The following is a 24,512-nucleotide window of genomic DNA, read 5'->3' as shown; positions in this document are numbered from 1 at the left end:
AAATTTTCTATCCAATGTTTTTTTAAAATAAATTTAGTAAAATATCTTGCCACTGTTTTAGCTCTACAGATGGGCTGACTTCTCTATTTTCCTGACTCGTAAGGACCGCTCCATCAATATCACAACATTTTTCTGGTTTTTTTATCAGTTTCTCCCCAAAGTATTCAAGAATCAGCGCTCTTCGACAAGTCTTTGCATTGACATAATGAAGCATTTGTTGTAGTCGATATTCCTTTTCTTTTTCTTGACGTTTTAGCCGATTTAACCACTCTTGCGGATTGCTCGTTTGTGCAATTATTTCTAACCATTTTTGTTGAATCTCATCGAATTGTTCTTGTTCATTGCTATGATACTGCAGATAAATTTCAAAACTTTGTCGTTGTTCTCTAGAAAGTTGATTAAAAAAATAATGAATGCGTTCGTCATTTTCTTTGTATAAAAGAATCGCTTCACTCGCCTGTTGGTCTCTTCCCGCACGCCCGATTTCTTGAACATAATTTTCTAAACTATCTGGTAAATCGTAATGGACAACATAACGGATATCTGGCTTATCGATGCCCATACCAAAAGCATTCGTCGCAATCAAAAATTGAAGTTTATTTTGACTAAATTGTTGTTGCAACTGTCGTCTTTGTGATGCCTCTAACCCACCATGATAATAGCCGATAGTAAAACGTGAGCGAAATAGCTGATACAAACGCTCTACCTCTTTCTTAGTCGCACAATAAATGATCATCGATCCTTTGGCTTGTTTCATCAAGAGCTCTAGGTCAACTTCTTTTTGAGTGGTTTTTTTGACATATAAAGCAATATTTTGTCGATTAACCGAATGGATAATGCGAACTGGCAATTTTTTAAACAGAACAGTTTCAATATCATGTTGCACGGCTGCAGTAGCGGTTGCTGTCAAGGCAAGCGTTACTGGAGAGCCTAATTTCTGAGCAATTTCTCCTAGTTGTTGGTATTCCGGACGGAAATCTACCCCCCACTGAGAAACGCAATGCGCCTCATCGATCACATATAACCCAATTTTTTGTTTTTGTAATTGTTCTATCACATCTTTTTGCGTCAACATTTCTGGACTTAAAAATAAAAATTTATAATTGGACAAATGATTTAACACATAATATCGTTCCGTTCTAGATAGTAAACTATTGAAAGCAACAACTCGCTTTTCTCCTTGTTTCTGTAGTTGCATCACCTGATCCTCCATCAATGAAAGCAAAGGTGAAACAATGATAACCATTCCTTCACGCAGATAACCGGTCAGTTGGTAGCATAGACTTTTTCCATTTCCTGTCGGTAACACTGCGAGGACATCTTGGTCATTCAATAAAGACTGGATGATTTCTTCTTGTCCTGAACGAAACGAAGTAAATCCAAAACGTTTTTGTAGTTCATCCTTCAGCGACATTCTTCAGTTCCCCTTTCAATACACCAATTTGATAAAAACGAAACTCTCCATAGTCTAGTGGTGCGACTTCATTTAATTCTCGATAATTCCATTCTTTGATGTTCGATAGTTGACTTAGTCGCTTAAATGTCTGCTCGGTGATCATTTTTTGATAAGGAAAATCAGTTAAATAAAGTTGCCATTCGATCAAATGATCGGTTACTGTTCCTCTTTTTAAATGACGTATCTTCATTACTTCATCAATTGAGCATCCAGATAAAATCAGTTTTCTCGTCGTTAACATACTTTGATTGAAGTTTTGCATAAGTAGTGGTGAAACCAATTGAAAAAGCAACGAATCTTTTTTTTCTTCGATTGTTTTTAGCAGCAGGTGTACTTGCTTTGCTTCATACAATTCACGTTGCACTTCATTGGTTATTTCTGTTAATTGATAAGTTAATAGACCAGGTGACTTGATACCTGAAAATTGATTGGCCAGAAAGTTAGCCGATTCAGATGTCATCGTTGAAAAGATTTCACTCAGTTCTTGGCTTAATTTTTTTGCTAGGGTTTGTCGATCTAGTTGTGTGTCAGCTAACCATTTTTTTACTTGGATAGTATAATACGGACTAGTTTCAATCGGTAAGTATTCCTTTTTATTATTTACCAGATGAGAGACAACTTGAACAGCAAACTTGATCAACCGCCAACAATTCTCAGCGGTTCTGCCATAACGATCATAATGGAGCCCTTCTAGATCAATCTTTTTTTCTGCTAAAGTTTTTTCACCTAAATGAGTGATCATCACGCCATCTTCTAGCTGAATAAGGAACTTTTGGTCAACTAATTGGTCAATGATACGTGTAAATTCTTCTTGATTCATTTTAGGAAAACTACCATGTATAAATAATAAATGGTTTAAAAAACTATAAATCAATACCGAACTCGTTCGTTTTCCTGTGATAACTTGGTATAAGGAGCTGATCCTTAACTTGTTTCTTGTTGAAAATAAAGCTAAAATAAATGAAGTCATATTACTCCCCTTAAGAATAGGATGGTCAAAATGTCATTACTATGTAAATTAGTACCTGAGCGCTGTATCGCTTGTGGTCTTTGTCAAATTGAAGCCCCAGATATCTTTGATTATGATGAAGAAGGAATCGTTTTATTTGCGCAAGAACCAGAAGCTCATCAGCAATTTGTTTCTCAAACTGACGAGGAAGCCGTCAGAAAAGCTTATCAAAAATGTCCAGTAAGAGCTATTTTATTAGAGAAATCATGAAAACTAGTTAACCAAATGAATATAGATCAATGTAAGTGTTTCTAATAATGATGATTTGAAAAGTAGGCAGTTGACCTGGAAATGGTGTTTGAACAAATTTCTTTCTATGTTCAAGTGAAAGTTTGAGTTGATTTATCTCTAGTCTATTTATATAAAGATTGTGACTTATGTAGCTCTTCGGCAAAGTTTCTGATAAATGGACTTCTGAACTGCCTTAGATAAAGTCATGAAAGAAGCGGGAAGCTACGATAACAATAAGCTTGAATTTTTTTTTAACAGTTTCTCATGTTTAAAAAAATTCAAGCTTTTTTCAAAGAGCTGATGCACACTTTTTACTCATTTTTAAAGTGAGCTGTAAGATTTAGGTCTGGAACTCTATTCTCCTAACCAATTGATTAACGTATTGGTAATCGCTGTTTGTTGGTCTTCGTTTGTAATCTTAGCTTTACCGTCTCCCTTTTGTTCCCCATAGCTGCCAAATCCGCCATGATTTCCTCCATTAATCGAAACATATTCTGTTTGCTCAGGTAAATATTCTTTAGCTGATTCATAGGCTTTTTGATTCAAGACTTTATCATTAGAAGCAGTCAGGCTTAATACAGGTAATGTCGTTTTCGCCAATGTACCTTTTTCATCAGGATAGCTTGCTAAGAAAAAGATTCCTTTTAAGTGTTTGTCAGAAGAATGCTGATTAGCATAACGACTCGCCATGACGCCCCCCAATGAGTGTCCACCAATCACATAATTTCGATTTGAAAAGTCTTCTTTGATCTTATCTGCCTTATTCCCACTAAGTATGGCTAAGTCAAGAGGCATCTTAGCGATTGCTACGGAGTATCCACTTTTTGCTAATTGTTCAGCCCAGACACTATAACTAGCTGGTTCAACCAAAGCACCTGGATAAAAAATAACCAGTGGTTTTTGACTTTTTTCTTTCGTCTCAAAAAATAAATAATCTTTTTTATCCTTTCCATTTTGGGCTATTTGACTTGCTTGACTAGATGGTTCATAGGTATTTTGTTGTAAATAGTAGTACCCAGCGCCTCCTGCTAGCCCCAAAAAAATAATTATACCAATTAATACTCGCTTAAATATCTTCACATCTCTCACCTATTCTCCTTTTATCGTACCTATTGATCGATTATAAATTCACACTAAATAAAATACGAATAAATTGCAACTCTTTTTTCTTGAAAAAGAATAAATTTGTTTAGCCAGTGGCACTAAATGCGATCTTTCTTAGACCTAACTCTTCCCCTCAACAAGACCCACTATAACAAAAAAAAGGCTGATGAATGTACATTGACCTTCATCAGCCTTTAACAGTAAGAGAGCAGTTTCGTTCTCTATTGAACTAAAGTGTATTTAGTTGAGCATTTCAAATGATTATTTTCCACACAAACGGTAAACAGCTTCTGCATAGATTTCCATTGCTTTGTACATGCTGCTTAGTTCCCAACGTTCATTTGCCTGATGCATAAAATCAGGGGTATCTGGGAACATTGCACCAAATGCTACACATTGGTTCATCGTCCGTGCAAAAGTTGCACCGCCAGATACAAATGGTTCAGTCATATCACCAGTAATATCACGGTAAGTTCCTAAAAGATTTTTGATCAATTCACTGTCTAATGGAACATAAAGGGAATCTAAGAAGTCAAATTCTTCATAAGTCAACTCATACTTTTTAGCAGTTTCTGTTAGTTTTTCTACGAGTTCATCTTTTTTGAAAGTTACTGGGATACGCATGTCGACCCCGATTTTAGTTTGTTCAGGAGTGATTTCCAGACTAGCAAAGTTCATTGTCAATTCGCCAGATTGTTCATCCACCGTTTTTCCTACCACGTTTTCACCAGTAGCATTTTCTTGAACTAATTGACCTAAGAAGTTGATTGGAGCAAAATCAAATACTTCAGAAAGAGCAATCGCTAAACGAGAGATTGCATTGACACCTTCTGCTGCATCTTTGGCATGGATACTTTTTCCAAGAACGACAATTGATTCTCCTTGATCTTCAAAGTCAAATCCATGTTTTTTCAATGCTTCTTTGACTTCAGCTAATTTTTCACCAGCATAAGGAGCTGCATCTGGAACGACATTCAGTGCGCCACCAGCTTTAACTGAAAATTCAGATGTTCCCGGTCCAGTTAGGTAAGCTTGTAGTAATCCTTTTTCAGCATAAATCAATGGAAACTCTGCATCTGGTGCGAATCCTTGCGTAATACCTTCTTCTTTTTCGTTGTATTTATCTAAACAACGCCACAAGTTTTCTTCATCGGTTCCAAAAATAAATCGGATACGTGTATTAAATTCAACGCCTGCATCCATCAAAGATTTGACAGCATACATTGCAGCGATGGAAGGTCCCTTGTCATCTTGTGATCCTCGTCCAATCAACCAACCATCTTTGACAGTTGGTTCAAATGGTTTAGAATCCCAATTGTTTTCATCGCCAGCTGGAACGACATCCATATGACACAAGATACCAAATAGCTCATCGCCAGATCCGACTTCCGCATAACCATAATATCCTTCTGGATCTTTAAATGTCTTAAATCCTAGATTTTCACTGATTTCTAACACTTTATCCAATGCTTCGATCACTTTTGTCCCAAAAGGATGCCCTTCACCAGTATCTGATTCGTCCAGAACTGAAGGGATTCGAATCAATTCATTTAAAGATTCCAATGCTTGTTCATGATGTTGTTTTGTTACAAATTGTTTCATGTTACTAGCCTCCTAATATAATAAAAAGGTTATGTCAAAACAACAGACACAACCTCTTTTTTCAAACAATAAATAGTTGAGCTTGGATCTTGTCCATTCACATCAAGTAAAAAACCATGTACACTCTAAGTCAACGGTTTTGTCTACTTTGTTATAACATTGCCGCTACACCTAAGATAACACAAATGGCTACAAATAGGATAGCAATCAATTTTCCTGTGAATTTCCACCAAACGGAAATATCAAAACGAGCGATCGCAACAGCCCCCATAACGATTGCTGATGTTGGTGTGATCAAGTTGACCAAACCAGATGCTGATTGATAAGCAGTGATAACTAAATCTTTACCAACGCCTGCAAATTCACCCATTGGTCCCATGATTCCCATAGTAGCTGCTGCTAGTCCAGAAGTTGATGGGATCAAGAATGACATAGGGATATAGAAGATAAACGTTAAGATCAAGAAGACACTAGATGACAATGAACTTAATCCTTGTTCACCCCAATGTAAGATCGTATCAGTGATTAAACCATTATTCATCACAACTTGGATACCACGTGCAACAGCTACCACGATCGCAACACCGATCAAATCTGAAGCTCCTGCTAAGAATTCAGAAATAAAGACTGATTCTTTCATTCCGTAAGTGATTGCCACTACAATAGCCATCACTAAGAACAACATGGTAATTTCTGGGAAATACCATTCTCCTAAAGGAAGCATGTTTTTACCTAAAACAGTTCCGACTACAGGTAACCCTGTTAACCAGTTAGTTAATGATTCAAAAATCGTAAAGTTTTTATTCAATGTTGTCCAAGGAATCAAACTAATGATCATAATACCAAAGGTAATGAAAAATAGGATATTTACATGTTTTTGTCTTTTAGTAATTGATTCTTGACGACCAATTGAATCGATATCAAAATGTTTGATGTCTTCTTCACGTTGTTTATATACAAGTGATTTCGTTGGGTCTTTTTCCACTTTAGATGCGTAACGGTAGACATAAGCAATTGAGATAGCCAATAGTACCACGAACATCAAGAAACGTAACCCGATTCCTTCACCCATTGAGATACCAACTGCTTGAGAAGCGACCCCAGTAGCAAATGGATTAACGGTTGAAGCTAAACAACCAACTTGTGACCCTACTAAAACGATAGCTACTGCAACAACTGTATCAAACCCAACAGCCATCATAACAGGAATCAATAAAGCATAGAACGGAATAGTTTCTTCCGCCATACCATAAGTTGAACCACCTAATGCAAATAGGATCATCAACACAGGGATCAACATTTTTTCTTTCCCTTTAAAGCGTTTTACAACGGAAGCAATCCCTGCATCCAAAGCACCAGTTTTATTGATAATACCTAAGAAACCACCCACAACTAAAATAAAGAATGAAATTGGAATAGCAGCCGGTGTTTCTTTCGTTAATTCCCCAGCAGGTACACCTAGCATCCCATTAATCGGTGCCATAAAGATATCCCATAGCCCCTGAGGATTTTGCTCTACTCGTTCATATGATCCAGCAATGATGTTGCCTGCATCATTGACACTATAATGTCCAGCTGGTATGAACCAAGTTAGTACAGCGATAATCGCAATAATAATAAATAAGACCGTATACGCTGAAGGCATTTGAAATTGTTTCTTCTTTGTTTGTTCCATGTTCTTCTCCCTTTCTTGTAACATTAGAATCTTATAAGAGTGATTCCATCAGTTATTTTATCAAAAAGAATACGATAACCAAAACAATAACCTATTGATTTGGCAAATTTTATTCAAAAATCCTGCTTTCACTCCTTTCTCTATGAAATTTAAGGTAAAGCTTTTTCAATACAATTGTAGCGTTTTCCACTCCCATTATAACAAAACTATTTATCATTCAAAAAGTGATTAATTTCACATTTTGAATCATAAAATACATTTTTATGCATAAACAAAAGAAATACTCAAACACCGTTTATAAAACGCTTACACAACGTGAGTTAATGAATTTTTTTTCATTAAAATTTCCGATATTTTTTTATTTCCTTGAATTCTTTTTAGAAAAAACAATGTTTATTTTCTCATCCCCTTTTTTTCTAATAGTTGGACTACTTTTTCAGAAATACTAGTACTGACAAAAACGGCTCCTTAACTTTTTATATTGTAAAAGTTAAGGAGCCTTGACTGATTTTTTTAATGATAAAATAATTAAGAAAGTGGCATCAATTCATGCTTCCCTCTAAAAATGGATAAACGAGCATGAGCTGCTGTACTATTTATTTGTTGTTCGTCACTGTATGTCTTTGTGCCAACTGGTGTTGTTTCCGACTTAACCATGGCAATAATTTTGCGTGTAAAACCAAAAAGGCAGCACTGACGATAAATCCTTTAATGATATTAAATGGGACAATTCCGATCAGGACATAATTAGCTAACGGCATCCCTAACATTTGATTAGCATTTAAACCTAAAAACATAAGGTATAATGGGGTAATCACAAAATAGTTTGCGACACTCATGAAGATCGTCATTGCGATCGTACCAGAAATTACACCTAAAAACTTATTTTTCCCTACTTGAGTCTTCTTACGGAAGAAGTAGAAAATAGGTAAGGTAAAGATAGCTGTTGCTAAAAAGCTAGCTGTATCTCCTACCAAATTATCTGGTGAAAAGCCAGTAGTGATCAAGTGTAAGATCGATCGTAAGAAAGCTGTAACCAATCCAGCAACTGGACCAAATAAAAACATACTGATCAGTACTGGGATATCACTAAAATCGATCTTTAAAAAACTAAAGGCTGGCATGATCGGAAATGCGATATATTGCAAAACCAATCCGATCGCAGCAAATAATGCCACAGCGACCATTTTTTGTACACGGGTGTTCTTCATTTGAAATCCTCCTGTTAGGACTCCTCTTCAGCGAACTTTTCGACGAACTTTTTGCAAATAAAAAAACTCTCCAATAACAGGGAGAGTTAGAGTTATTTGGCAAAAAACTACGTCAAATAAGCTCTATCTTCTTTATCCAGACTATACTGTCGGTATCGGAATTTCACCGATTCAGCTACTTAGGTAAAGTAGGTCGTGGACTATAACCACCGGTCGGGAATTTCACCCTGCCCCTGAAGACGAACCATTTATAATTTTGTTTACCTTTACATTATACATCGCTTGAGAAAAAATGCAATCATTTATTCTTATAATAAGTAAGTAATCATTTTGATTGATTCAATAAACTGCTGACTTCTTTTTTGTTCAACTCACGATAGTCGCCAGGGCGTAAGCCTTGAAGCGTCAAATCGCCGTATTTTTCTCGTTTTAATTTTTGAACAGGTAAGCCAACTGCTTGAAGCATATTTTTTACCTGATGATTTCTACCTTCATGGATAGTCAATTCAACGATACTATGATTTGTCTTAGGATCCACAGATAATATTTGGTAACGTGCTGGTGAAGTTCGTTTCCCTTCGATTTTTATCCCTTTCGTCAAGGGAGATAACATTGTTTTAGTAGCAATCCCTTTGACTTTCGCCACATATACTTTGTCTACTTCATGTTTCGGGTGGGTCAAACGTTGCGCAAAATCACCGTCATTAGTCAAGAGCAGTATACCCGAAGTATCATAATCTAATCGTCCTACTGGATAAATTCGTTCTTTCACCATTGGGAGCAAATCAGTTACGACTTTTCGTCCCTTGTCATCAGCAACAGCGGAAATCACGCCTTTTGGTTTATATAGTAAATAGTACCCGTATTCTTCTTGATAAATCGGCACTTCATCTACTTCGATCAAATCACGTTTGCTAACTTTTACTCCGAGTTCTTTTACTACTTTGCCGTTGACTTTTACTCGTCCAGCCAAAATATATTCTTCCGCTTTACGTCTGGAAGTGATCCCTGCATGCGCAATTACTTTTTGTAGTCTTTCCATTATATCTGTTCTCCTTCATCCATTTCATCAAAGAATAAGTCGAGTGAAGACTCTTCGTTTAATGAATGCTCCATTGCTTGTATATCTGGTAAGTCTTTTAATGAGTTGAGACCAAAATAATCTAAAAAATAAGGAGTCGTCCCATACAAAATAGGTCGTCCAGGTCCTTCCACGCGTCCTTTTTCTTCAATCAACTGATGAGCAGCTAGCCGCTGAATGGCACCTGAGACTTGAACCCCACGAATTTGTTCGATTTCTACTCTGGTAATCGGTTGTTTATATGCAATGATCGCCAACGTTTCGACAGCTGCTTGTGAGAGAGTATTAGACGTCCCTTGGGCATAGCGTTTCAACAATGGCGCTAACTCTTTTTTGGTTGTTAAAACGACATGTGCCTCTGTTTCCAAAATATGCAAAGCACTAGCTGGATCATTTTCATATCTTGTTTTTAATTCCGTTAATAAAGCCACTGTCTCTTCTTTCGTAATAGTTAACAGATAGCTGATTTCTTCTAACCCGATTCCTTCCTCGCCAACAATAAATAAAATGGCTTCAAGTTCACTTAATTTTGTCATCTTTGGTATCTCCTACTGCTAGATAAAGCATAATTGTTTCATAATTTCCTTCTTGTTGCGCAACGATCTGACCATTTTTCATCATTTCTAATAAAGCCATAAATGTAGTGACTACTTCTGTTTTCGAAGGCGTTTCAAAAAAAGACTCAAAAGAGCATCCCTTATGATGTTGCTTAAGACGCTCTTCAATAAAGATGATACGTTCTTCAATTGTTGTATCATCAGGAGTAATCGTTTTTTCAACTTTCTCTGAGAATTTCTTTCGCTCTAAGATTTTTTCCATCGCATGAAACAAATCAATCTTTTTGACTTGTCCACGTTTCAATGGTTTCTCTTGTCCAATGAGATCGTCTACTGCAACTGGTTCTTTCGTATAATATAAGCTTCTCTCTTGGGCTTTTTCGGTTAACTGCTCTGCAGCATACTTATACTTTCGATATTCCAATAATTGATTGACTAATTCGTCACGCGGGTCCTCTTCCCAATACTCATCTTCAATGATTGCTTCTTGAACAGGTAACAAAGTTTTGCTTTTGATCGCCATCAACGTGGCAGCCATCACTAGATATTCTCCAGCAACAGCAAGTTCAAGAGTTTTCATCGTATGGATATAACTCATGTATTGCTCAGTGATCGTTGCAATCGGGATATCATAAATATCGATCTCCATTTGCTGGATCAAATGAAGGAGTAAATCTAAGGGTCCTTCAAATATATCTAATTTGATATTGATTTCTGTCACCATATTCACTCTTTCTTCTTGTTTCGATCGACCCATTTTGCGAGATATGGACGGGTAATCTCTGTTGGTCGTATGGAAAAGTCTGGGTATTTTTCTTGAAGTTCATCAAGCATTTGAAAGCCCATCTGATCTCCCCGATAAGATGGATTCAATGAAACATCGTGAATAATCAATTCCTGATTTTCACCCCAATAAACACCAATAATCCCTTGAATATTCGTTGAACCTTCTGGTGTGAAGAAAAAAAGTTCATATCCTTCTTCTGTTTCATAGGTATTGATTTCTTTGAGTAAATTCGATTTATCCGTTAGTTTCTTATGAAAACTTAACAGTCCCATAGCAATTTTACGATTTTCTTTTCGGTAATGTGTTAACATTTTTTCACCTTCCTATGACTAAGCCCTTGGAAAATGCTGCTTATAAACATCCGTCATTCTTTTCTTTGTGATATGTGTATAAATTTGTGTTGTTGAGATATCAGCATGTCCTAATAATTCCTGTACCGTTCGAAGATCTGCACCATTTTCCAGCAAATGTGTCGCAAAACTATGCCTTAAAGTATGAGGGGTCACCTCTTTATTGATTCCTGCTTCACGCACTAATTGTTTAAGGTTTTTCCAGATACCTTGCCGTGATAACCCTGTACCATGATGATTGACAAATACATGCGTTTCAGAAGGATTCGCTACAAGGAGGGGGCGTGCTTCGTCTAGATACCGCTCCAACCATTGGATCGCATAATCACCTAGAGGTATGATCCGTTCTTTGTCCCCTTTACCAAGTGTTTGGACCAAGCCGAGCGACAAGTGAAGATCACTTAGCTTTAAACCAACGAGTTCACTGACACGCATACCTGTTGCATACATGACTTCTAGAATTGCTCGATCTCTGATCCCTAGATTTTTGGTTGTATCAGGTGTTTCGATCAATCGTTCAACCTCAGTCAAGGATAAGGTACTAGGTAACTTTTGAACCTTTTTAGGCGTATCAATGTGTTGCATCGGGTCATGATCAGTCAATCGTTCTTGACGTAAGAATTGATGAAATCTTCTCAAGCTAGTAATCATTCTGGTCACGGTTGCTGGAGCTTTCTTTTCATCATGCATCTTTTCCAGATAATTGATCACGACGTAGCGATCGACATCTTGCCAGGAAGTGATTTGCTCATCTTCTAAATAGTGAAGATACTGTAACAAATCTCGTTCATAACTTTTTCTCGTATTTAATGACAAGCCACGTTCAATCGTCAAATAGTGGAGATAATCATTAATTTCTTCATTCATAATAATCCACCTCGTGCTCTTCTATCATATCAGATACCCTTCATTTTCGATAGTCTATTTTACAGCTAGGCAAAGAAAAAGCCGTCTAGCAATCAGACGGTTTTGCTTTCTTTTTCTTTAGTGTAACATTTTTGACAAATACCATGAAATGTTAAGCGATGATCTTTTACCAAAAAGTGATACCGTTGCTCCACAATTTCTTCCACTTCACACAATAAATCTTCTTCGACCTCTTCAATCGTGCCACATCGTAAACACAATAAATGATGATGGAAATGTTTTGCTCCTTCTTTTCTCAAGTCATAGCGAGCAACACCATCATTGAAGCTGACTTTATCAATGACTTTCAAATCGGTCAAAATCTCTAACGTCCGATAGACAGTAGCTAACCCAATTTCTGGACTCTTTTTTTTCACTAGAAAAAAGACTTCTTCTGCCGATAAATGTTCTTTCTCATTTTCTAAAAGTACTTGTAAAGTTGCTTCTCTTTGTGGGGTTAATTTGAACCCCGACTCGTGCAATTGTTGTTTCGTTTTTTTCATTACTGACATCGCATTCATAACCATGTATTCAACCCCGACAATTTATAATAATTATAATCAAACAAAAAGAATCTCTTTCTAAATTAAAATAATTATAAGCTAGTTAAGAAAAACATGCAAGGTATTCTCAATTAGATTTTCTAATTCGTTTCGTTACGCCTGCTTCTTGTTTGACTAGTCCTTGTTTTAATAGATTGCCGATTGCTCGTTTAAAAGCTCCCTTGCTTATACCAAAAGTTTTCATGATATCTTCCGGATCAGATTTGTCAGTAAAATGGATTTGCTCATCTGCTGATCGTTCGATGATTGTTAAAATCATTTGTGCATCATCAGAGATTGCTTCATATGCTCTTGGTTTTAATGAAAGATTCAATACTCCATCAGGTCTCACACCAATTACTCGTCCTTTGACTTGTTCACCTAAGCGCGGCTCATTATAGCGTTCTGATGGGTGGATAAATCCGATATAATAATCATCTGTTAAGACGTACGTTCCGGTCAGTTTCAAGCGGTAAGCAACGCCTGTAATGTCTTTATTTTTGATTTCTTCTGTTCCACGTTTACTCAATGATTTAAAAATCTTTTCATCGGCTAAACTACCCCAAATTCGGTCTTTGCTATCGACTCTTAAAGCAACCATTAAACGATCGCCTTTTTTAGGCCAAAGTTCTGTCATTGTTGGTAGTTCATCTAATGAGACCACAAAATCTTTGTCGGGTAATCCAATATCGACGAATACTCCTAAATCTTTTCGTGAAGCGGTCACTGTACCAAAAGCATAGTGACCAATTCGACTTTTAGGAATCAACGTAGTAAAACGATTTTCATGTTTTTGATTTTGATAACCAAACCCTTCGACTGCTTCACCGATACGATAGGTCCCTTCGGTTTTACTTAACCCAAAAGTTTGTCCATTTTTCTGGACAAAGTAATTTTTTTCATTTTCATCAATTACCATTCCGGTAAATATTGTTGCCAGTAATTCATTCATCTTATTTCTCCTTATTTATAAAAGATTCAGCCATCTTTTCTTAGCTATCATAACATAATGTTTCCATGATTAGTAGTTGGTTTGGTCTTAGTCGTCGCAAAAAAACTCAGACATCGTGTATCTGATCCTATATGGTCATCCACTTAGTTCCATACGATCTACGATATCTGAGTAGTATTTGATCATTGTCTATCTAGCAGATTAATGGCTGCCATTTCCGCCAAACCAGCCTGTTTTACAATTGATCGTCACAATATAAAATGGTAATGCACTTTCACCGATTCCACGCATCAAATTAGATTGGGTTGAAGTAGCATAAAGATTATAGTAACCTTCACCATTTTCGATTCTCGCTTTTTCTAGTTTATATCCACCTGCCACAATGTAGCCTCGTTGAATACAAGTAGCAATAACACTTTGTTGGACTCCTGGTGCCCAATTCCATGCTGGATTAGATGCATCAGCCACATCACTTTGTCGAGTTGACATGATGGGTTGATTGGCTGAATTAGTCTTATTGGTAGTGGAACTAGATTTTGCTTGTTGTGCAGCCAGAGCTGCAGCTTGTTTGGCTGCTTCAGCTGCTTTTTTTGCTTCTTCAGCTTTTTTTGCTTCTTCTTTTGCTTGTGCTTCTTTCTGCTCTTTCGCAGTCAAGGTTTCATCTACTTTTTTTAGTTGATCTTTTAAAGCGACAGCTAGCTCTTCATTTTTGATTTGCTCTACAGCATTTTTTGCTTCGTCATACTGCTCTCTGTTCGCACTGTCTACGACTTGATTATCATGATAGACAACGTTCACTTTATCTTTAGCCGTCTGCAATTGTTTGTATTGATCCTCTGCTTCGGTTTGCGCTTGCTTGATCAGACGTCCAAAAGCAGTTTCATTTGTAGTGATTGGTTGAATGGCTTGATCCTCTTTTAGTTTGGGATCAGCTGCTAAATGATCATCGTCAATCACTACCGAAGTAAATAACTGGTTGACACGTTGAATATCTTTGATTTTGGTTTGGATATCCTGGAATGTTTTTTCTAATTCAGGGTATTCTTTCTCTTTTTTTACGTCATTCAGATCAGTCTTTAGTTTAGCTAAGTCTTGATTGATCATTGAAGTACGGATAAACTGGTGAGACGGATCTGTATAAAAAGCATTCAAGGCTGTTTGTAGATCTGCCACCTTTTGTTTTTGTCTTTCTTCTTGTGCAGCGATTTGTGCCTGAACATCTTGCTGATGGTCATAATAAGCCCAACCACCGACTCCGAGCAAGACGATTGCTGCTAAAGCCAGATACGGTCCTTTTTTCGATCTTTTTCGTTTCCCCTCATCAGTCTTAGCTGATGTAACTGGTTCTTTTTGTTCCGTTTCTGTCCTTTGATCGATTTCATTTGATAATTCTGTTTTTTCTATAGCTTCTGGTTTTGAAGAATCTTTCTTACGAATTTCTTCTTTTGGTTCTTCTTCTTTTACCGATTCTTCTTTCGGTACTTCTTCTTTTGCTGTTTCTTTTTTCGATATTTCTTCTTTTAGAACTTCTCCGTTTGATTGATTCTCTTGTGATGGAGCTGCTTTCGGAATATCTTTTTCTGAAACTTCAGGTTTCAAATTTTCGTTTAACGCTTCGTCCTCTTGGGTTGAGTTTTTATCGACATCTTCCGCACTCGCTTTTTCTTCGACTTCTTTTTTTCCTATCAAAAGATTTTCTGACGACGATTGGACGTGAGTCGATTTTGAAGCGGGCACTGGTTCTTCAGTTTGTTCCTTAGAAGAAAGCAGTTGATTTTCTTCTGAAGTTTGGGGTGCCGTTAAGCGTTCATGATTTTTTTCTGTTGCCGTTTCGAACGTTTCTTCTTGATCAATCGCTTGATGGTCAGTTGGCTGAACAACGCTATCCTTCGTATCAACTGTTTCCTTTTCTTTCGTTTCACGTTCGTTAGTTCCTGGCACTGTACTTTCTTGTTTTGAATCAGTCTCTTTGGCATTTTTAGCTGCGAGTTCCTCTTGGATCATTCGCATCAATTCTTCTGCATGTTCTTCTGTTGTATCTTCTCTATGAGCTTTGATATAAGCAGATAAAATCGAATTTTCTTTTTCATGATCAACAAATTCTTTTAATTCAGCTACTCTTTTTTGTTGTTCTGCTTCGAGTTCATCCGTCATTTCATCGCCGTTAACTTGTTTTTTCGAATTAGTTCCTTCTTCACTTGTTGACGGCTTTGTATTTAGCTTTTTAGTGACTTCTTCTTCAGCATCATTAGTTTCTGCTAGATTCGTTTCTTCAGATGATTCTTCTTTAAACAAGGCCATGACCGATTCTAATGGTAACTCTGTTAATTCTGACCATTCGATTGAATCATTTAATTCCGTGTCAGGAAAATGTTCTTCTGAAGAATCTATTGGTAATTGACTGTTGTTCTTTTCTTCATTCGTGTGTTGGTCTTGCTCTTTTATTTGGTAACCACAATCAGGACAAATCAACTTTCCTTTGATTTTCTTTGATCCACACGTTGGGCATTTTTTTATCACTGAGCGATCGGCTCCTTTTGTTAGGTTTACGCTACCATTTAATCTACCATATTCTGAAAGTTTCGCCAAGAGCCTATTTTGATCAAACGGATATCAAATAGTATAACTCGTAAACATAAAACAAATAATTTACAAAAAGTTTCTTATAATTACGCATAGTTACGCAATTATTTATGTTTTCATCATCATAATCTTAATAGCGCATCAATTATTTGTTTATTATGATCAGATTCAAGCTTTTGACTCAGCTATTGACTAAAAAAGTAGCATGGGATCATCTATTCTGATCCCGTGCTACTTTGTTTTCACTAAAGGCTACTCGCTATTTTAAAAGACAGTCATTGTCTATAAGATTCAAAATTTGAATCCTATTTTTACTCTAAGAAATCTTTCAATTGTTTTGAGCGTGATGGATGGCGTAATTTACGTAACGCTTTCGCTTCGATTTGTCGAATACGTTCACGTGTTACTCCGAATACTTTCCCAACTTCTTCGAGTGTTCTGGTACGACCATCGTCTAAACCAAAACGTAGGCGGAGAACATTTTCTTCGCGGTCAGTCAATGTATCTAAAACATCTTCTAATTGTTCTTTTAACAATTCATAAGCCGCATGTTCTGCAGGACTAGTAGCTTCTTGGTCTTCAATGAAGTCTCCTAAATGAGAATCATCTTCTTCACCAATTGGTGTTTCTAAAGAAACTGGCTCTTGCGCAATTTTCAATATTTCACGTACTTTTTCTGTAGGAAGGTCCATTTCTGCACCAATTTCTTCTGGCGTCGGTTCTCTTCCTAAATCTTGAAGTAATTGACGTTGGATACGGATCAATTTATTGATGGTTTCTACCATATGCACTGGGATACGGATCGTACGTGCTTGGTCAGCGATGGCACGAGTGATTGCTTGTCTGATCCACCATGTAGCATAAGTTGAAAATTTGAATCCTTTACGGTAGTCAAATTTTTCAACAGCTTTCATCAAGCCCATATTTCCTTCTTGGATCAAATCAAGAAATTGCATGCCACGTCCAACATATCTCTTAGCAATACTTACGACCAAACGAAGGTTTGCTTCAGCTAAACGCTGTTTTGCTTCTTGATCACCTTCTTCGATTTTTAAAGCAAGAGCTACTTCTTCTTCCGCAGTTAATAGGGAAACACGACCAATCTCTTTTAAATACATACGAACTGGATCGTTGATTTTTACACCAGTAGGTGCTGACAGATCTTCTGTTTTTGCTTGTTCCGCTTTTTTCTCTGCACTCTTCAAGCTATGGATCGATGGATCTCCATTTTCATCAACAACGCTGATTCCAGCATCCTCGACTTTTTGGATCAATTTATCCATCTCATCCGCATTCAATGTGAATGGCGTTGCAAGTTTATTTGAAAGATCATCATACACGACTTGTCTTTTTGGTTTGTTTTCTTTGATAAAAGCTGCTACTGCTGCTTCATACTTTTTATTCTCTGTTACATTTGCCATAAAAGAAGGCCCCCCTTGAGTAGCTATTCGGCTTGTTTTAACTGTTTTGTTAAATTAATGATCTCAATCGTTAATTCCAATTCTAATTGCTTGTTTCCAGTTCTTCTAGCCTCTTGCTGCATTTGTTTTTTTAAAGTTATTTCATCAGCTAAACTAGACTTTCTGATTACACGCAATAAGTCTTGGATTTCTCTTGGTGTGCTTTCTTCGGCTACACGCAAATACTCGATTTCCACCACTAAACGCCTTAAATTTTCATCTTGCAAAAAGTCCAAAAACTCCGCAAGGTTGAATTCATCATGTTGTGACACAAATGCATCGAATAAAAAATATACTTCTGCATAAATGTCATGAATAAACTGAAATTGCTGTTCTTTCAAAAGATTACGGACAGATATCTCTTTGAACACTCTGTACAAGAGCATTTGTTCCGCTTTTTCTACTTGAGTCAGCGGTCTCTTTTTCGTTATTGCCGTCCGTGAAATAGCTGGTTCTGGCAATGTCGTTGGTTGGTTGGTTCGATTCGTTTGATTTTCCCTGCGAAAATCCCGTATTTGCTTTTGCAGGGTTTCACGACTAAGTTGAAATTCGGTCGCTAGTTGCGACAAATACATATCTTGTTCGATTGGCGAGACAACTTGACTAAGTTCTCTCGATACCTCTTCTAAGTACTGGATTTTATCTTTTTCATTCTCCAGATTCTTGTCTTGCTTCAAATAACGTGACTTGAAAGTAAAGACCGTTTCACGACCATGAAAGATCAGTTCATTAAAGGAGTCATTTCCATATTTACGTAAATATTCATCGGGATCAAGTTTTTCCGGAATCACAACGATTGATAATTGCAATCGACTATTTTGTCGTAACAATTCGATCCCTCGATTCGTTGCCTCGAATCCTGCCTTATCTCCATCGTAACAAAAAACTAGTTCTTTGGTTACTCGTTCAATCTGCTGGATCTGTTGATTCGTTAAACTCGTTCCCATGGAAGCTATCCCATTTTTTACACCTGCTTGCCAAGAAGCAATGACATCCATGAAACCTTCAAATAAAAGAACTTCACCGCTTTTTCGGATATCACTACGTGCTTTATCCAAGTTGAACAACACTTGTCTTTTATTGAATAATTCTGTTTCTGGACTATTCAAATATTTGGGTTGATCTTTTTCTTGTCCTTTTTCTGGTGCAAGCCAGCGTCCAGAAAAACCAATCGTGCGCCCTTGAGGGTTTCTGATAGGAAACATGATACGTTGGTAAAACCGATCAGATATTCCTCCATCCTCATGAGAGATAAACAAACCAGAACGTTCCAACACTTCTTGATCGTATGCTTCAGTTTTAAATACTTGTTTCAAAAATGAACGTTCATTCGGTGCAAATCCGATCGCAAATTCTTCAATCAATTCTAGTGTCAAACCACGTTGTAGTAAGTAATCTAAAGCTTGCTCGCCTACTTTCGTGTGTAGCAACATATGATGATATACTTCTGCGGCTTTTTCATGCGCTAAAATCAATTTTCCTGTAATTGAATCGCTATTTTCGAAGGGAAGTGTTTGTTTGCGCCATTGATCTTCTAACTGAATTTGTTCAAAATCAGCAACTTTGACGACTGCTTCTGGGAAACTAAGTCCTTCTAGTTCTTGAAGAAAAGTAAAGACGTTTCCTCCTTTTCCGCAACCAAAGCAATGAAAAATCTGTTTATCTTCAGCCACCGAGAAAGATGGTGTTCGTTCTTCATGAAAAGGACACAAACCTAAATAATTCTTTCCAGATTTTTTTAATTGGACGTATTGACCAATCACCTCAACAATATTCGTTTGTCCACGAATCGTTTCAATGACTTCTTGAGGAATCCGTTGAGCCATGCTTTCACCCCCTGTAAATAGCTAATTGGCATCTGTCAAAGAGATACCTCAGGAGAATAACCGGTAAAAAATCGCACTAACGAAAATCAGTGCGATTTTAAAGGACACAATTATACATATTTCATTCTATCACAATTCTAAACTTTTTCAAGTATAATACTTGTCATTCTAAGAACAAGCAACGGTTTATTTCGTTGTTGCTAATTTATTCAATAAGTAGTCACGGATATTGGTCTTTCCATAAATCAGTCTCAAAATGATATTAACGATCATAAAACCAATGAAATATGGCCAAGCCGTTCCTAACCCTAGATCAACTTCTAACAGATGATGGAAAAGCATCGCTGCTACATAAATCCCTACAACAGTTGTTACCGCTAAGAAAATTCGCAACGGATTAAATGGATAACACGCTTTGACTACTGCCATACAGCTGATTCCGATCAATAGATAATACATTAAAGTGGTCGTTTGCAACTGGGTAAATGGCAAAACTTTTCCTAAAATATAAACCACAATAATATTCAATACGACTAGCAATGCATTTGGCAATGCATTGATCAATGCTGTTGGTAAATAACGATAGGTAATCTTTCGTTTATCTTGTTCAAACGATAAGAAGAAAGAAGGATAACCTTCAATAGCTAAGTCAATCAATGTGATCTGGATTGGGATGAATGGAAACCCGATTGCAGTAATTGCGCATAAGATAGAAAGAATAAACGAATAGATCGTCTTGATAAAGAAAATACCTGAAACTTTGGTCACATTGTTTACGACACGACGCCCTTCGAATAAGACTTCTGGTAAAGTCGTAAAATCAGAATCAAGTAAAACGAGATTAGCAATTTGTCTTGTTGCACCGTCTCCTTCAGCCATGGCGATACTGCAGTCTGCTTCACGCAGTGCCAATACGTCATTGACTCCATCCCCAGTCATAGCCACAGTTCCACCACTTTGTTTTAATTCATTCACTAATGTTTTCTTTTGTTGTGGACTCACACGACCAAAGACCGTGTACTCATGAGCGGCTTCCCGGACAGCTTTTTCTTCTGTCATCGTAGAAAGATCAACATACGAATCATAATTTGGTAAGCCTGCACGGCGGGCAATATTTGAAACTGTGAACGGATTATCACCTGAAATAACCTTTAGATTCACACCTTCAGCATGTAAATAGGCTAATGTTTCTTCTGCATTTTTACGTATTGGATCGTCAATCTCAAACAGCGCGATTGGTTCAACACCTTTTGGCTCTCCTTCAGTCAAATGTTGTTCAGGAGCGATCCCCAGCATCAATACACGGTAGCCATTTGCTTGAGCATCCACCAAACTTTCTGGCAGTTGTGATTTTTCAACCAAACGTTCAGGAGCTCCTACATAGATCACACCTAATTCAGGAAACTCCATCGCTCCCCATTTTCGGTCAGAAGAGAAAGCTAACTTTTCAGTCACAGTATAGCGATTAGCTACTTGAAAGTAATCTCTAAGTGCCCGCATGGTAAGATTATTGTCACTGCTTTCAGCTAGATAGGTTCCCATGATTTCAGGAATCGCTTTTTCGTACTTAGGATTTAGGGCTTCGACCCGTTGGATACTCATTTTTCCTTCAGTGATCGTCCCTGTTTTATCCAAGCAAAGCGTATCTACATGAGCAAGTGTTTCAATCGAATACATATCTTGGACCAAGATTCTTTTCTTTGCTAATTTCGTTACACCAGTAGTCAGTGCAATACTAATCAAAAGGACTAAGCCTTTAGGCAACATCCCTAGTAATGCTGCTGCCGAAGCAATAACAGAAATCTTAATGGAAGCATCACGGATAAATAACGCTTCTAAAAATAAAATAATACCTAATGGAATGATAATGAAGCTAGTAAATTTCGATACTTTTCGAATAGAATCGACAAGTTCAGAATGAATCGCTTTATGGGTTTTTGCCTCACTCGTTAGGCGAACTGCATAGTTGTCTGCGCCAACACGAATCGTTTGAGCTAAAACAGAACCACTGGTTAAGAAACTACCTGAAAGCAATTCATCTCCTTCGGTTTTGACAATCAGGTCTGACTCCCCTGTCAATAGTGCCTCATTGGCTTCTGCGCGTCCTGAGATCACTTTTAAATCAGAAGGAATCTGTTCCCCTGCACCAATCTTTACGACATCTCCTAAAACTAATTCTTTTGTTGAAATCGACTGCTCTTTTCCTTCGCGGATAACTCGTACCTCTGATTGCGAAACAATCGATAGCTTTCTTACTAGATTTCTAGCATGGATTTCTTGATAGATACCAATAATGATATTCACCACAATGATTGCCAGGTAAGCCATATTGGAATAGGCACCGACCAATAGTAAGCAAATCCCAATACCAAAATTTAAAAAATTGAACAGCGTTAGTATATTGTCACTAAGAATCTGCTTAGTACTTTTTGATGCATCCTCTTGGTAATCATTTTGCTGCCCAGAGGAAATTTTTTGTCTCACTTCTTCCTGAGTAAGACCCTTCATTTCTTTCGTTTCCATTTTTCGCCAACTTTCAAAAAATAATCAATATATTTAAGTCTAGCTTGTTCTATTATTAAAAACAACTTATTTTTTACAAATTTATACAAAATAATAACACATGATTCTATGCCGCTGAGAAATCCCAGCAAAAATCATGTGCCATTCAACCTTTATTTATATTGTTCTTCTAAACGACTCATCCACCAACCTAATGCGATACCAGCAAAAAATAAAATGGGACAAAAGATGATTCCTAGTAAACTTAAATTTGTGTAATCTGTAGGAACAATCATTACCGTCGAAGCAAAAACAACTCCTAAAATAAAATGGAACAATTTACTATATGCCTTAGAAAAGATAAAATCAAATAACTTTGATAACGTCAACACGCAGACTACCGCGCCTAAACCGATCGGTAAAATCACGTCTAAGCGAGCTTCTTTGAAACCATCAGCCATCGCCTTATATAACCCCATATAGACTAAAAAATTCGAGGGACTCAGTCCAGGAACAATCATCCCTAAGCCGATTAGACCGCCAGCGATGATCCAAGTTACTGTGTTTTGTTCAACTTGACCATCAAATAGTTGTGATCCGTAAAGTAAAAAGAAATAAGCCACGATCAATGTGACGATCATCAGGATGATATCACCTGATTGCCGCCCTTTCTTTCCAGCTTCTTTCCACAACGCTGGAACAGTACCTACAATACACCCAACAAAAAACCATAAAATCGTCGTTTCATATGTCCCTAATAAGAAACTCACCAAAAAGGAAAGCAAAAAGACTCCGCTGATGCCTCCTAATCCGACAGGCAAAAAGAAAAGCACGTTTTCTTTAAAATTTCTGGTTAGATGAGCTAAAAAAGAGATCAATCGTTCGTACATCCCAAAAACAGCTGCTAAAGCGCCTCCGCTTACCCCCGGTAAAATAAAACCCGAACCGATAAACATTCCCTTTACAAAGCGCAATAGCCAGTCTTTCCCTGAATCTTTCGCTACCTTTTCTGTTATGATTTGTTCTTTTTCCACTTTTTTGAGCACTCCTTCTTTCTGATAAGATAAAGATCTAGCAAAAAAATCTCAGCATTACACTCAATTAGTTAAAAACTTTGTCATATAACTCAATGAGGTCTTCATTCATCTTGACAACTTTTGTGTAAAACATGTTCCCTCCATTATGATAAAGATAACCGCCATTGTAAAGCAATGAGGGGACTCGCCAATAGCGATACTTGGTTTTTTTCTCATTACCTAAAAGTGGACTCAAGACATTTTTGGAATATTCTTCTGCTATCTCCATGGTATTTTCCCCACCTCGGTTTTTTACGTAGACAATATAATCCTTACCGAAGTTATAGGCTTGTATAGCTGTATCAAGATCACATCCTTGTTTTTTTGCCTCATTGATCATTTCTGCTAAGTAGCTGACCCCTTGATCGATACTTTCTTTTTGATTATCGATCACATTGGCTTTACCATAGGCGCTTTCCGAACTTTGCATCAAATCAATCCCCTTGCCTTTTGATTCTGTTAAAATGATCCCCTTGACCAAAGACTCGTACTCTTCCATATGGTACTTTTTGATTGCTGTTGTTATTTCTGGTTCGTACTTTTCTACTCTTTTAATCGATTGATAGGTTTTTCCTAAGATGATCAATACTCCTATGACCAAGACAATCACTAAAAAAGAGACGATTCTTCGAAAGATTGATTTTTTCTTTTTTTTCATAAACATTCACCTAGTTATTTTGACATCTTTTTTTATCTTACTATTTATTATCGTTCTTGGCTATTTCTTACTAATCATTTGTTCCTTTCCTTAATAAAAACTGAAATTTTCGGAATTTTTTACTATCTTACGAAAATGATCGTTGTTTTTTTAGGAAAACAATTGCTCTTATAGGAGAATTGTCGTTATACTTTAACCAGTAGGTGATTATGTGAAAAAAGAAAAGAAATATGCAAAAATGACTGATGGAACAGAGATCTATTATGAGAAAAGCGGAAATGGCATGCCTCTGTTTTTACTCCATGGTAATGATGGCAGTGGTCGTTTCTTCTCAGAGCAAGTTCCTGTCTTTAGTCAGTTTTATACCGTTTATCTCATTGATAGTCGAGGTCACGGACGTTCAACGAATCAAGCAAATACCTTGTCTTTTCGTTTGATGGCAGAAGATCTTTATACCATCATGCTACTTGAAGGAATTACAAAAGCAAATATACTAGGTTTTAGTGATGGAGCTAATCTTGGATTGGTCTTTTCAAGTTATTATCCAGAGAAAGTACATCGATTAATATTAAATTCAGGAAATACTTTAGTTAAAGGGGTTTTATTCTCAGCGAGACTGCTTAGCTACTGTCATTATATTGGTATGTGGTTGCTTTCTTTAGTTTGCCCATCGCTTAGAAAAAATTTATTGGTGATCAAATTGTTGTTAAAAGATATCGGTCTTTCAACAGCAGATTTAGAGAAAATAAAATGTAAAACATTGATTATTGTTGGAAAAAAAGATGTGATCAAACTGCAACACTCCCTTTACCTAGCAAAAACGATCCCAAATGCTTCTTTTGTTTTAGTGAACGAACAAGGACATCAGTTAGCTAGAAAAGATCCTCAACGTTTCAATCAAGAAGTATTAGATTTTTTGTCTGAATAATAAGAATAGTAGGTGA

At 36.9% G+C, this 24,512-nt stretch carries 21 protein-coding genes and 1 riboswitch; of the genes, 2 read left to right on the top strand and 19 right to left on the bottom strand.

Annotated elements, in window-relative coordinates:
• Positions 1-22: 22 nt before the first annotated feature.
• The gene (locus tag IGJ32_RS04720) at positions 23-1,414 is read right to left on the bottom strand and encodes a RecQ family ATP-dependent DNA helicase (protein ID WP_342081935.1); all 1,392 of its coding nucleotides are present in this window, start codon (positions 1,412-1,414) and stop codon (positions 23-25) included.
• Positions 1,398-2,426, bottom strand: a complete 1,029-nt coding sequence (locus tag IGJ32_RS04715; protein WP_342081934.1) for a helix-turn-helix domain-containing protein — start codon at positions 2,424-2,426, stop codon at positions 1,398-1,400. The genes IGJ32_RS04720 and IGJ32_RS04715 overlap by 17 nt, the downstream gene beginning before the upstream one ends.
• A gap of 30 nt (positions 2,427-2,456) precedes the next feature.
• Between IGJ32_RS04715 and IGJ32_RS04710 the strand changes: the two genes are divergently transcribed.
• Complete coding sequence (locus IGJ32_RS04710) at positions 2,457-2,675, top strand: ferredoxin (protein WP_010719573.1); 219 nt, start codon at positions 2,457-2,459, stop codon at positions 2,673-2,675.
• A 375-nt stretch (positions 2,676-3,050) separates the two neighbouring features.
• On the opposite strand, the gene IGJ32_RS04705 is transcribed toward IGJ32_RS04710, so the two are convergent.
• The 17 genes from IGJ32_RS04705 to IGJ32_RS04625 all read right to left on the bottom strand — a co-directional run bounded on the left by IGJ32_RS04705 (position 3,051) and on the right by IGJ32_RS04625 (position 23,568).
• Positions 3,051-3,776 (bottom strand): alpha/beta hydrolase, encoded by a 726-nt coding sequence (locus tag IGJ32_RS04705; protein WP_025480478.1) that lies wholly within the window; start codon positions 3,774-3,776, stop codon positions 3,051-3,053.
• Between the two features lie 285 nt (positions 3,777-4,061).
• Positions 4,062-5,402, bottom strand: a complete 1,341-nt coding sequence (locus IGJ32_RS04700; RefSeq protein ID WP_034700263.1) for a M20 family metallopeptidase — start codon at positions 5,400-5,402, stop codon at positions 4,062-4,064.
• Positions 5,403-5,553: 151 nt separating this feature from the next.
• Positions 5,554-7,077, bottom strand: a complete 1,524-nt coding sequence (locus IGJ32_RS04695; RefSeq protein WP_010719576.1) for a YfcC family protein — start codon at positions 7,075-7,077, stop codon at positions 5,554-5,556.
• Between the two features lie 596 nt (positions 7,078-7,673).
• A complete protein-coding gene (locus IGJ32_RS04690; protein WP_010737347.1) occupies positions 7,674-8,288 on the bottom strand; it encodes an ECF transporter S component in 615 nt (204 codons plus the stop codon).
• Positions 8,289-8,409: 121 nt separating this feature from the next.
• A riboswitch (FMN riboswitch) is annotated at positions 8,410-8,533 on the bottom strand.
• A gap of 80 nt (positions 8,534-8,613) precedes the next feature.
• On the bottom strand, positions 8,614-9,330 hold the full coding sequence (locus tag IGJ32_RS04685; protein ID WP_010719578.1) for a pseudouridine synthase: 717 nt from the start codon (positions 9,328-9,330) through the stop codon (positions 8,614-8,616).
• Positions 9,330-9,905: an SMC-Scp complex subunit ScpB gene (scpB, locus tag IGJ32_RS04680; RefSeq protein WP_010719579.1), complete on the bottom strand. Its 576-nt coding sequence runs from the start codon at positions 9,903-9,905 to the stop codon at positions 9,330-9,332. The genes IGJ32_RS04685 and scpB overlap by 1 nt, the downstream gene beginning before the upstream one ends.
• Positions 9,889-10,656, bottom strand: coding sequence for a segregation/condensation protein A (locus IGJ32_RS04675; protein ID WP_277749450.1), 768 nt, complete (start codon positions 10,654-10,656; stop codon positions 9,889-9,891). Before IGJ32_RS04675 ends, scpB begins: the two co-directional genes overlap by 17 nt.
• On the bottom strand, positions 10,653-11,024 hold the full coding sequence (locus IGJ32_RS04670) for a hypothetical protein (protein ID WP_010719581.1): 372 nt from the start codon (positions 11,022-11,024) through the stop codon (positions 10,653-10,655). The genes IGJ32_RS04675 and IGJ32_RS04670 overlap by 4 nt, the downstream gene beginning before the upstream one ends.
• Positions 11,025-11,042: 18 nt before the next feature.
• Complete coding sequence (gene xerD / locus IGJ32_RS04665) at positions 11,043-11,930, bottom strand: site-specific tyrosine recombinase XerD (RefSeq protein ID WP_010719582.1); 888 nt, start codon at positions 11,928-11,930, stop codon at positions 11,043-11,045.
• A gap of 92 nt (positions 11,931-12,022) precedes the next feature.
• A complete protein-coding gene (locus IGJ32_RS04660; RefSeq protein ID WP_010719583.1) occupies positions 12,023-12,496 on the bottom strand; it encodes a Fur family transcriptional regulator in 474 nt (157 codons plus the stop codon).
• Positions 12,497-12,599: 103 nt separating this feature from the next.
• Positions 12,600-13,463 (bottom strand): CvfB family protein, encoded by an 864-nt coding sequence (locus IGJ32_RS04655; RefSeq protein ID WP_010719584.1) that lies wholly within the window; start codon positions 13,461-13,463, stop codon positions 12,600-12,602.
• Between the two features lie 201 nt (positions 13,464-13,664).
• On the bottom strand, positions 13,665-15,983 hold the full coding sequence (locus IGJ32_RS04650; RefSeq protein WP_342081933.1) for a cell division site-positioning protein MapZ family protein: 2,319 nt from the start codon (positions 15,981-15,983) through the stop codon (positions 13,665-13,667).
• A 374-nt stretch (positions 15,984-16,357) separates the two neighbouring features.
• A complete protein-coding gene (gene rpoD, locus IGJ32_RS04645; protein WP_010719586.1) occupies positions 16,358-17,467 on the bottom strand; it encodes an RNA polymerase sigma factor RpoD in 1,110 nt (369 codons plus the stop codon).
• A gap of 23 nt (positions 17,468-17,490) precedes the next feature.
• Complete coding sequence (gene dnaG, locus IGJ32_RS04640; RefSeq protein ID WP_010719587.1) at positions 17,491-19,332, bottom strand: DNA primase; 1,842 nt, start codon at positions 19,330-19,332, stop codon at positions 17,491-17,493.
• 186 nt (positions 19,333-19,518) lie between these two features.
• Positions 19,519-21,840: a cation-translocating P-type ATPase gene (locus IGJ32_RS04635; protein WP_342081954.1), complete on the bottom strand. Its 2,322-nt coding sequence runs from the start codon at positions 21,838-21,840 to the stop codon at positions 19,519-19,521.
• Positions 21,841-22,007: 167 nt separating this feature from the next.
• Complete coding sequence (locus IGJ32_RS04630; protein ID WP_225792594.1) at positions 22,008-22,790, bottom strand: DUF368 domain-containing protein; 783 nt, start codon at positions 22,788-22,790, stop codon at positions 22,008-22,010.
• Between the two features lie 145 nt (positions 22,791-22,935).
• Positions 22,936-23,568, bottom strand: coding sequence for a lysozyme family protein (locus tag IGJ32_RS04625; RefSeq protein WP_053766455.1), 633 nt, complete (start codon positions 23,566-23,568; stop codon positions 22,936-22,938).
• A gap of 211 nt (positions 23,569-23,779) precedes the next feature.
• Here IGJ32_RS04625 and IGJ32_RS04620 point away from each other — a divergent pair, with 211 nt between their 5' ends.
• Positions 23,780-24,496, top strand: coding sequence for an alpha/beta fold hydrolase (locus IGJ32_RS04620; RefSeq protein WP_010719591.1), 717 nt, complete (start codon positions 23,780-23,782; stop codon positions 24,494-24,496).
• Positions 24,497-24,512: the final 16 nt, after the last annotated feature.

It is taken from the genome of Enterococcus sp. DIV1639a (assembly GCF_050530445.1).
Taxonomy (GTDB): Bacteria; Bacillota; Bacilli; order Lactobacillales; family Enterococcaceae; genus Enterococcus_B; species Enterococcus_B hirae.
This window is presented reverse-complemented; position numbering and strand designations above follow the sequence as displayed.

Excerpts from the sequence above, each read along its gene's own strand:
- IGJ32_RS04715 (WP_342081934.1), bottom strand. The coding sequence starts at position 2,426 with ATGACTTCATTTATTTTAGCTTTATTTTCAACAAGAAACAAGTTAAGG.
- IGJ32_RS04655 (WP_010719584.1), bottom strand. The coding sequence starts at position 13,463 with ATGAATGAATTACTGGCAACAATATTTACCGGAATGGTAATTGATGAA.
- rpoD (WP_010719586.1), bottom strand. The coding sequence starts at position 17,467 with ATGGCAAATGTAACAGAGAATAAAAAGTATGAAGCAGCAGTAGCAGCT.
- IGJ32_RS04685 (WP_010719578.1), bottom strand. The coding sequence starts at position 9,330 with ATGGAAAGACTACAAAAAGTAATTGCGCATGCAGGGATCACTTCCAGA.
- dnaG (WP_010719587.1), bottom strand. The coding sequence starts at position 19,332 with ATGGCTCAACGGATTCCTCAAGAAGTCATTGAAACGATTCGTGGACAA.
- IGJ32_RS04710 (WP_010719573.1), top strand. The coding sequence starts at position 2,457 with ATGTCATTACTATGTAAATTAGTACCTGAGCGCTGTATCGCTTGTGGT.
- scpB (WP_010719579.1), bottom strand. The coding sequence starts at position 9,905 with ATGACAAAATTAAGTGAACTTGAAGCCATTTTATTTATTGTTGGCGAG.
- IGJ32_RS04635 (WP_342081954.1), bottom strand. The coding sequence starts at position 21,840 with ATGAAGGGTCTTACTCAGGAAGAAGTGAGACAAAAAATTTCCTCTGGG.
- IGJ32_RS04700 (WP_034700263.1), bottom strand. The coding sequence starts at position 5,402 with ATGAAACAATTTGTAACAAAACAACATCATGAACAAGCATTGGAATCT.
- IGJ32_RS04690 (WP_010737347.1), bottom strand. The coding sequence starts at position 8,288 with ATGAAGAACACCCGTGTACAAAAAATGGTCGCTGTGGCATTATTTGCT.
- xerD (WP_010719582.1), bottom strand. The coding sequence starts at position 11,930 with ATGAATGAAGAAATTAATGATTATCTCCACTATTTGACGATTGAACGT.
- IGJ32_RS04630 (WP_225792594.1), bottom strand. The coding sequence starts at position 22,790 with ATGTTTATCGGTTCGGGTTTTATTTTACCGGGGGTAAGCGGAGGCGCT.
- IGJ32_RS04720 (WP_342081935.1), bottom strand. The coding sequence starts at position 1,414 with ATGTCGCTGAAGGATGAACTACAAAAACGTTTTGGATTTACTTCGTTT.
- IGJ32_RS04695 (WP_010719576.1), bottom strand. The coding sequence starts at position 7,077 with ATGGAACAAACAAAGAAGAAACAATTTCAAATGCCTTCAGCGTATACG.
- IGJ32_RS04625 (WP_053766455.1), bottom strand. The coding sequence starts at position 23,568 with ATGAAAAAAAAGAAAAAATCAATCTTTCGAAGAATCGTCTCTTTTTTA.
- IGJ32_RS04660 (WP_010719583.1), bottom strand. The coding sequence starts at position 12,496 with ATGGTTATGAATGCGATGTCAGTAATGAAAAAAACGAAACAACAATTG.
- IGJ32_RS04670 (WP_010719581.1), bottom strand. The coding sequence starts at position 11,024 with ATGTTAACACATTACCGAAAAGAAAATCGTAAAATTGCTATGGGACTG.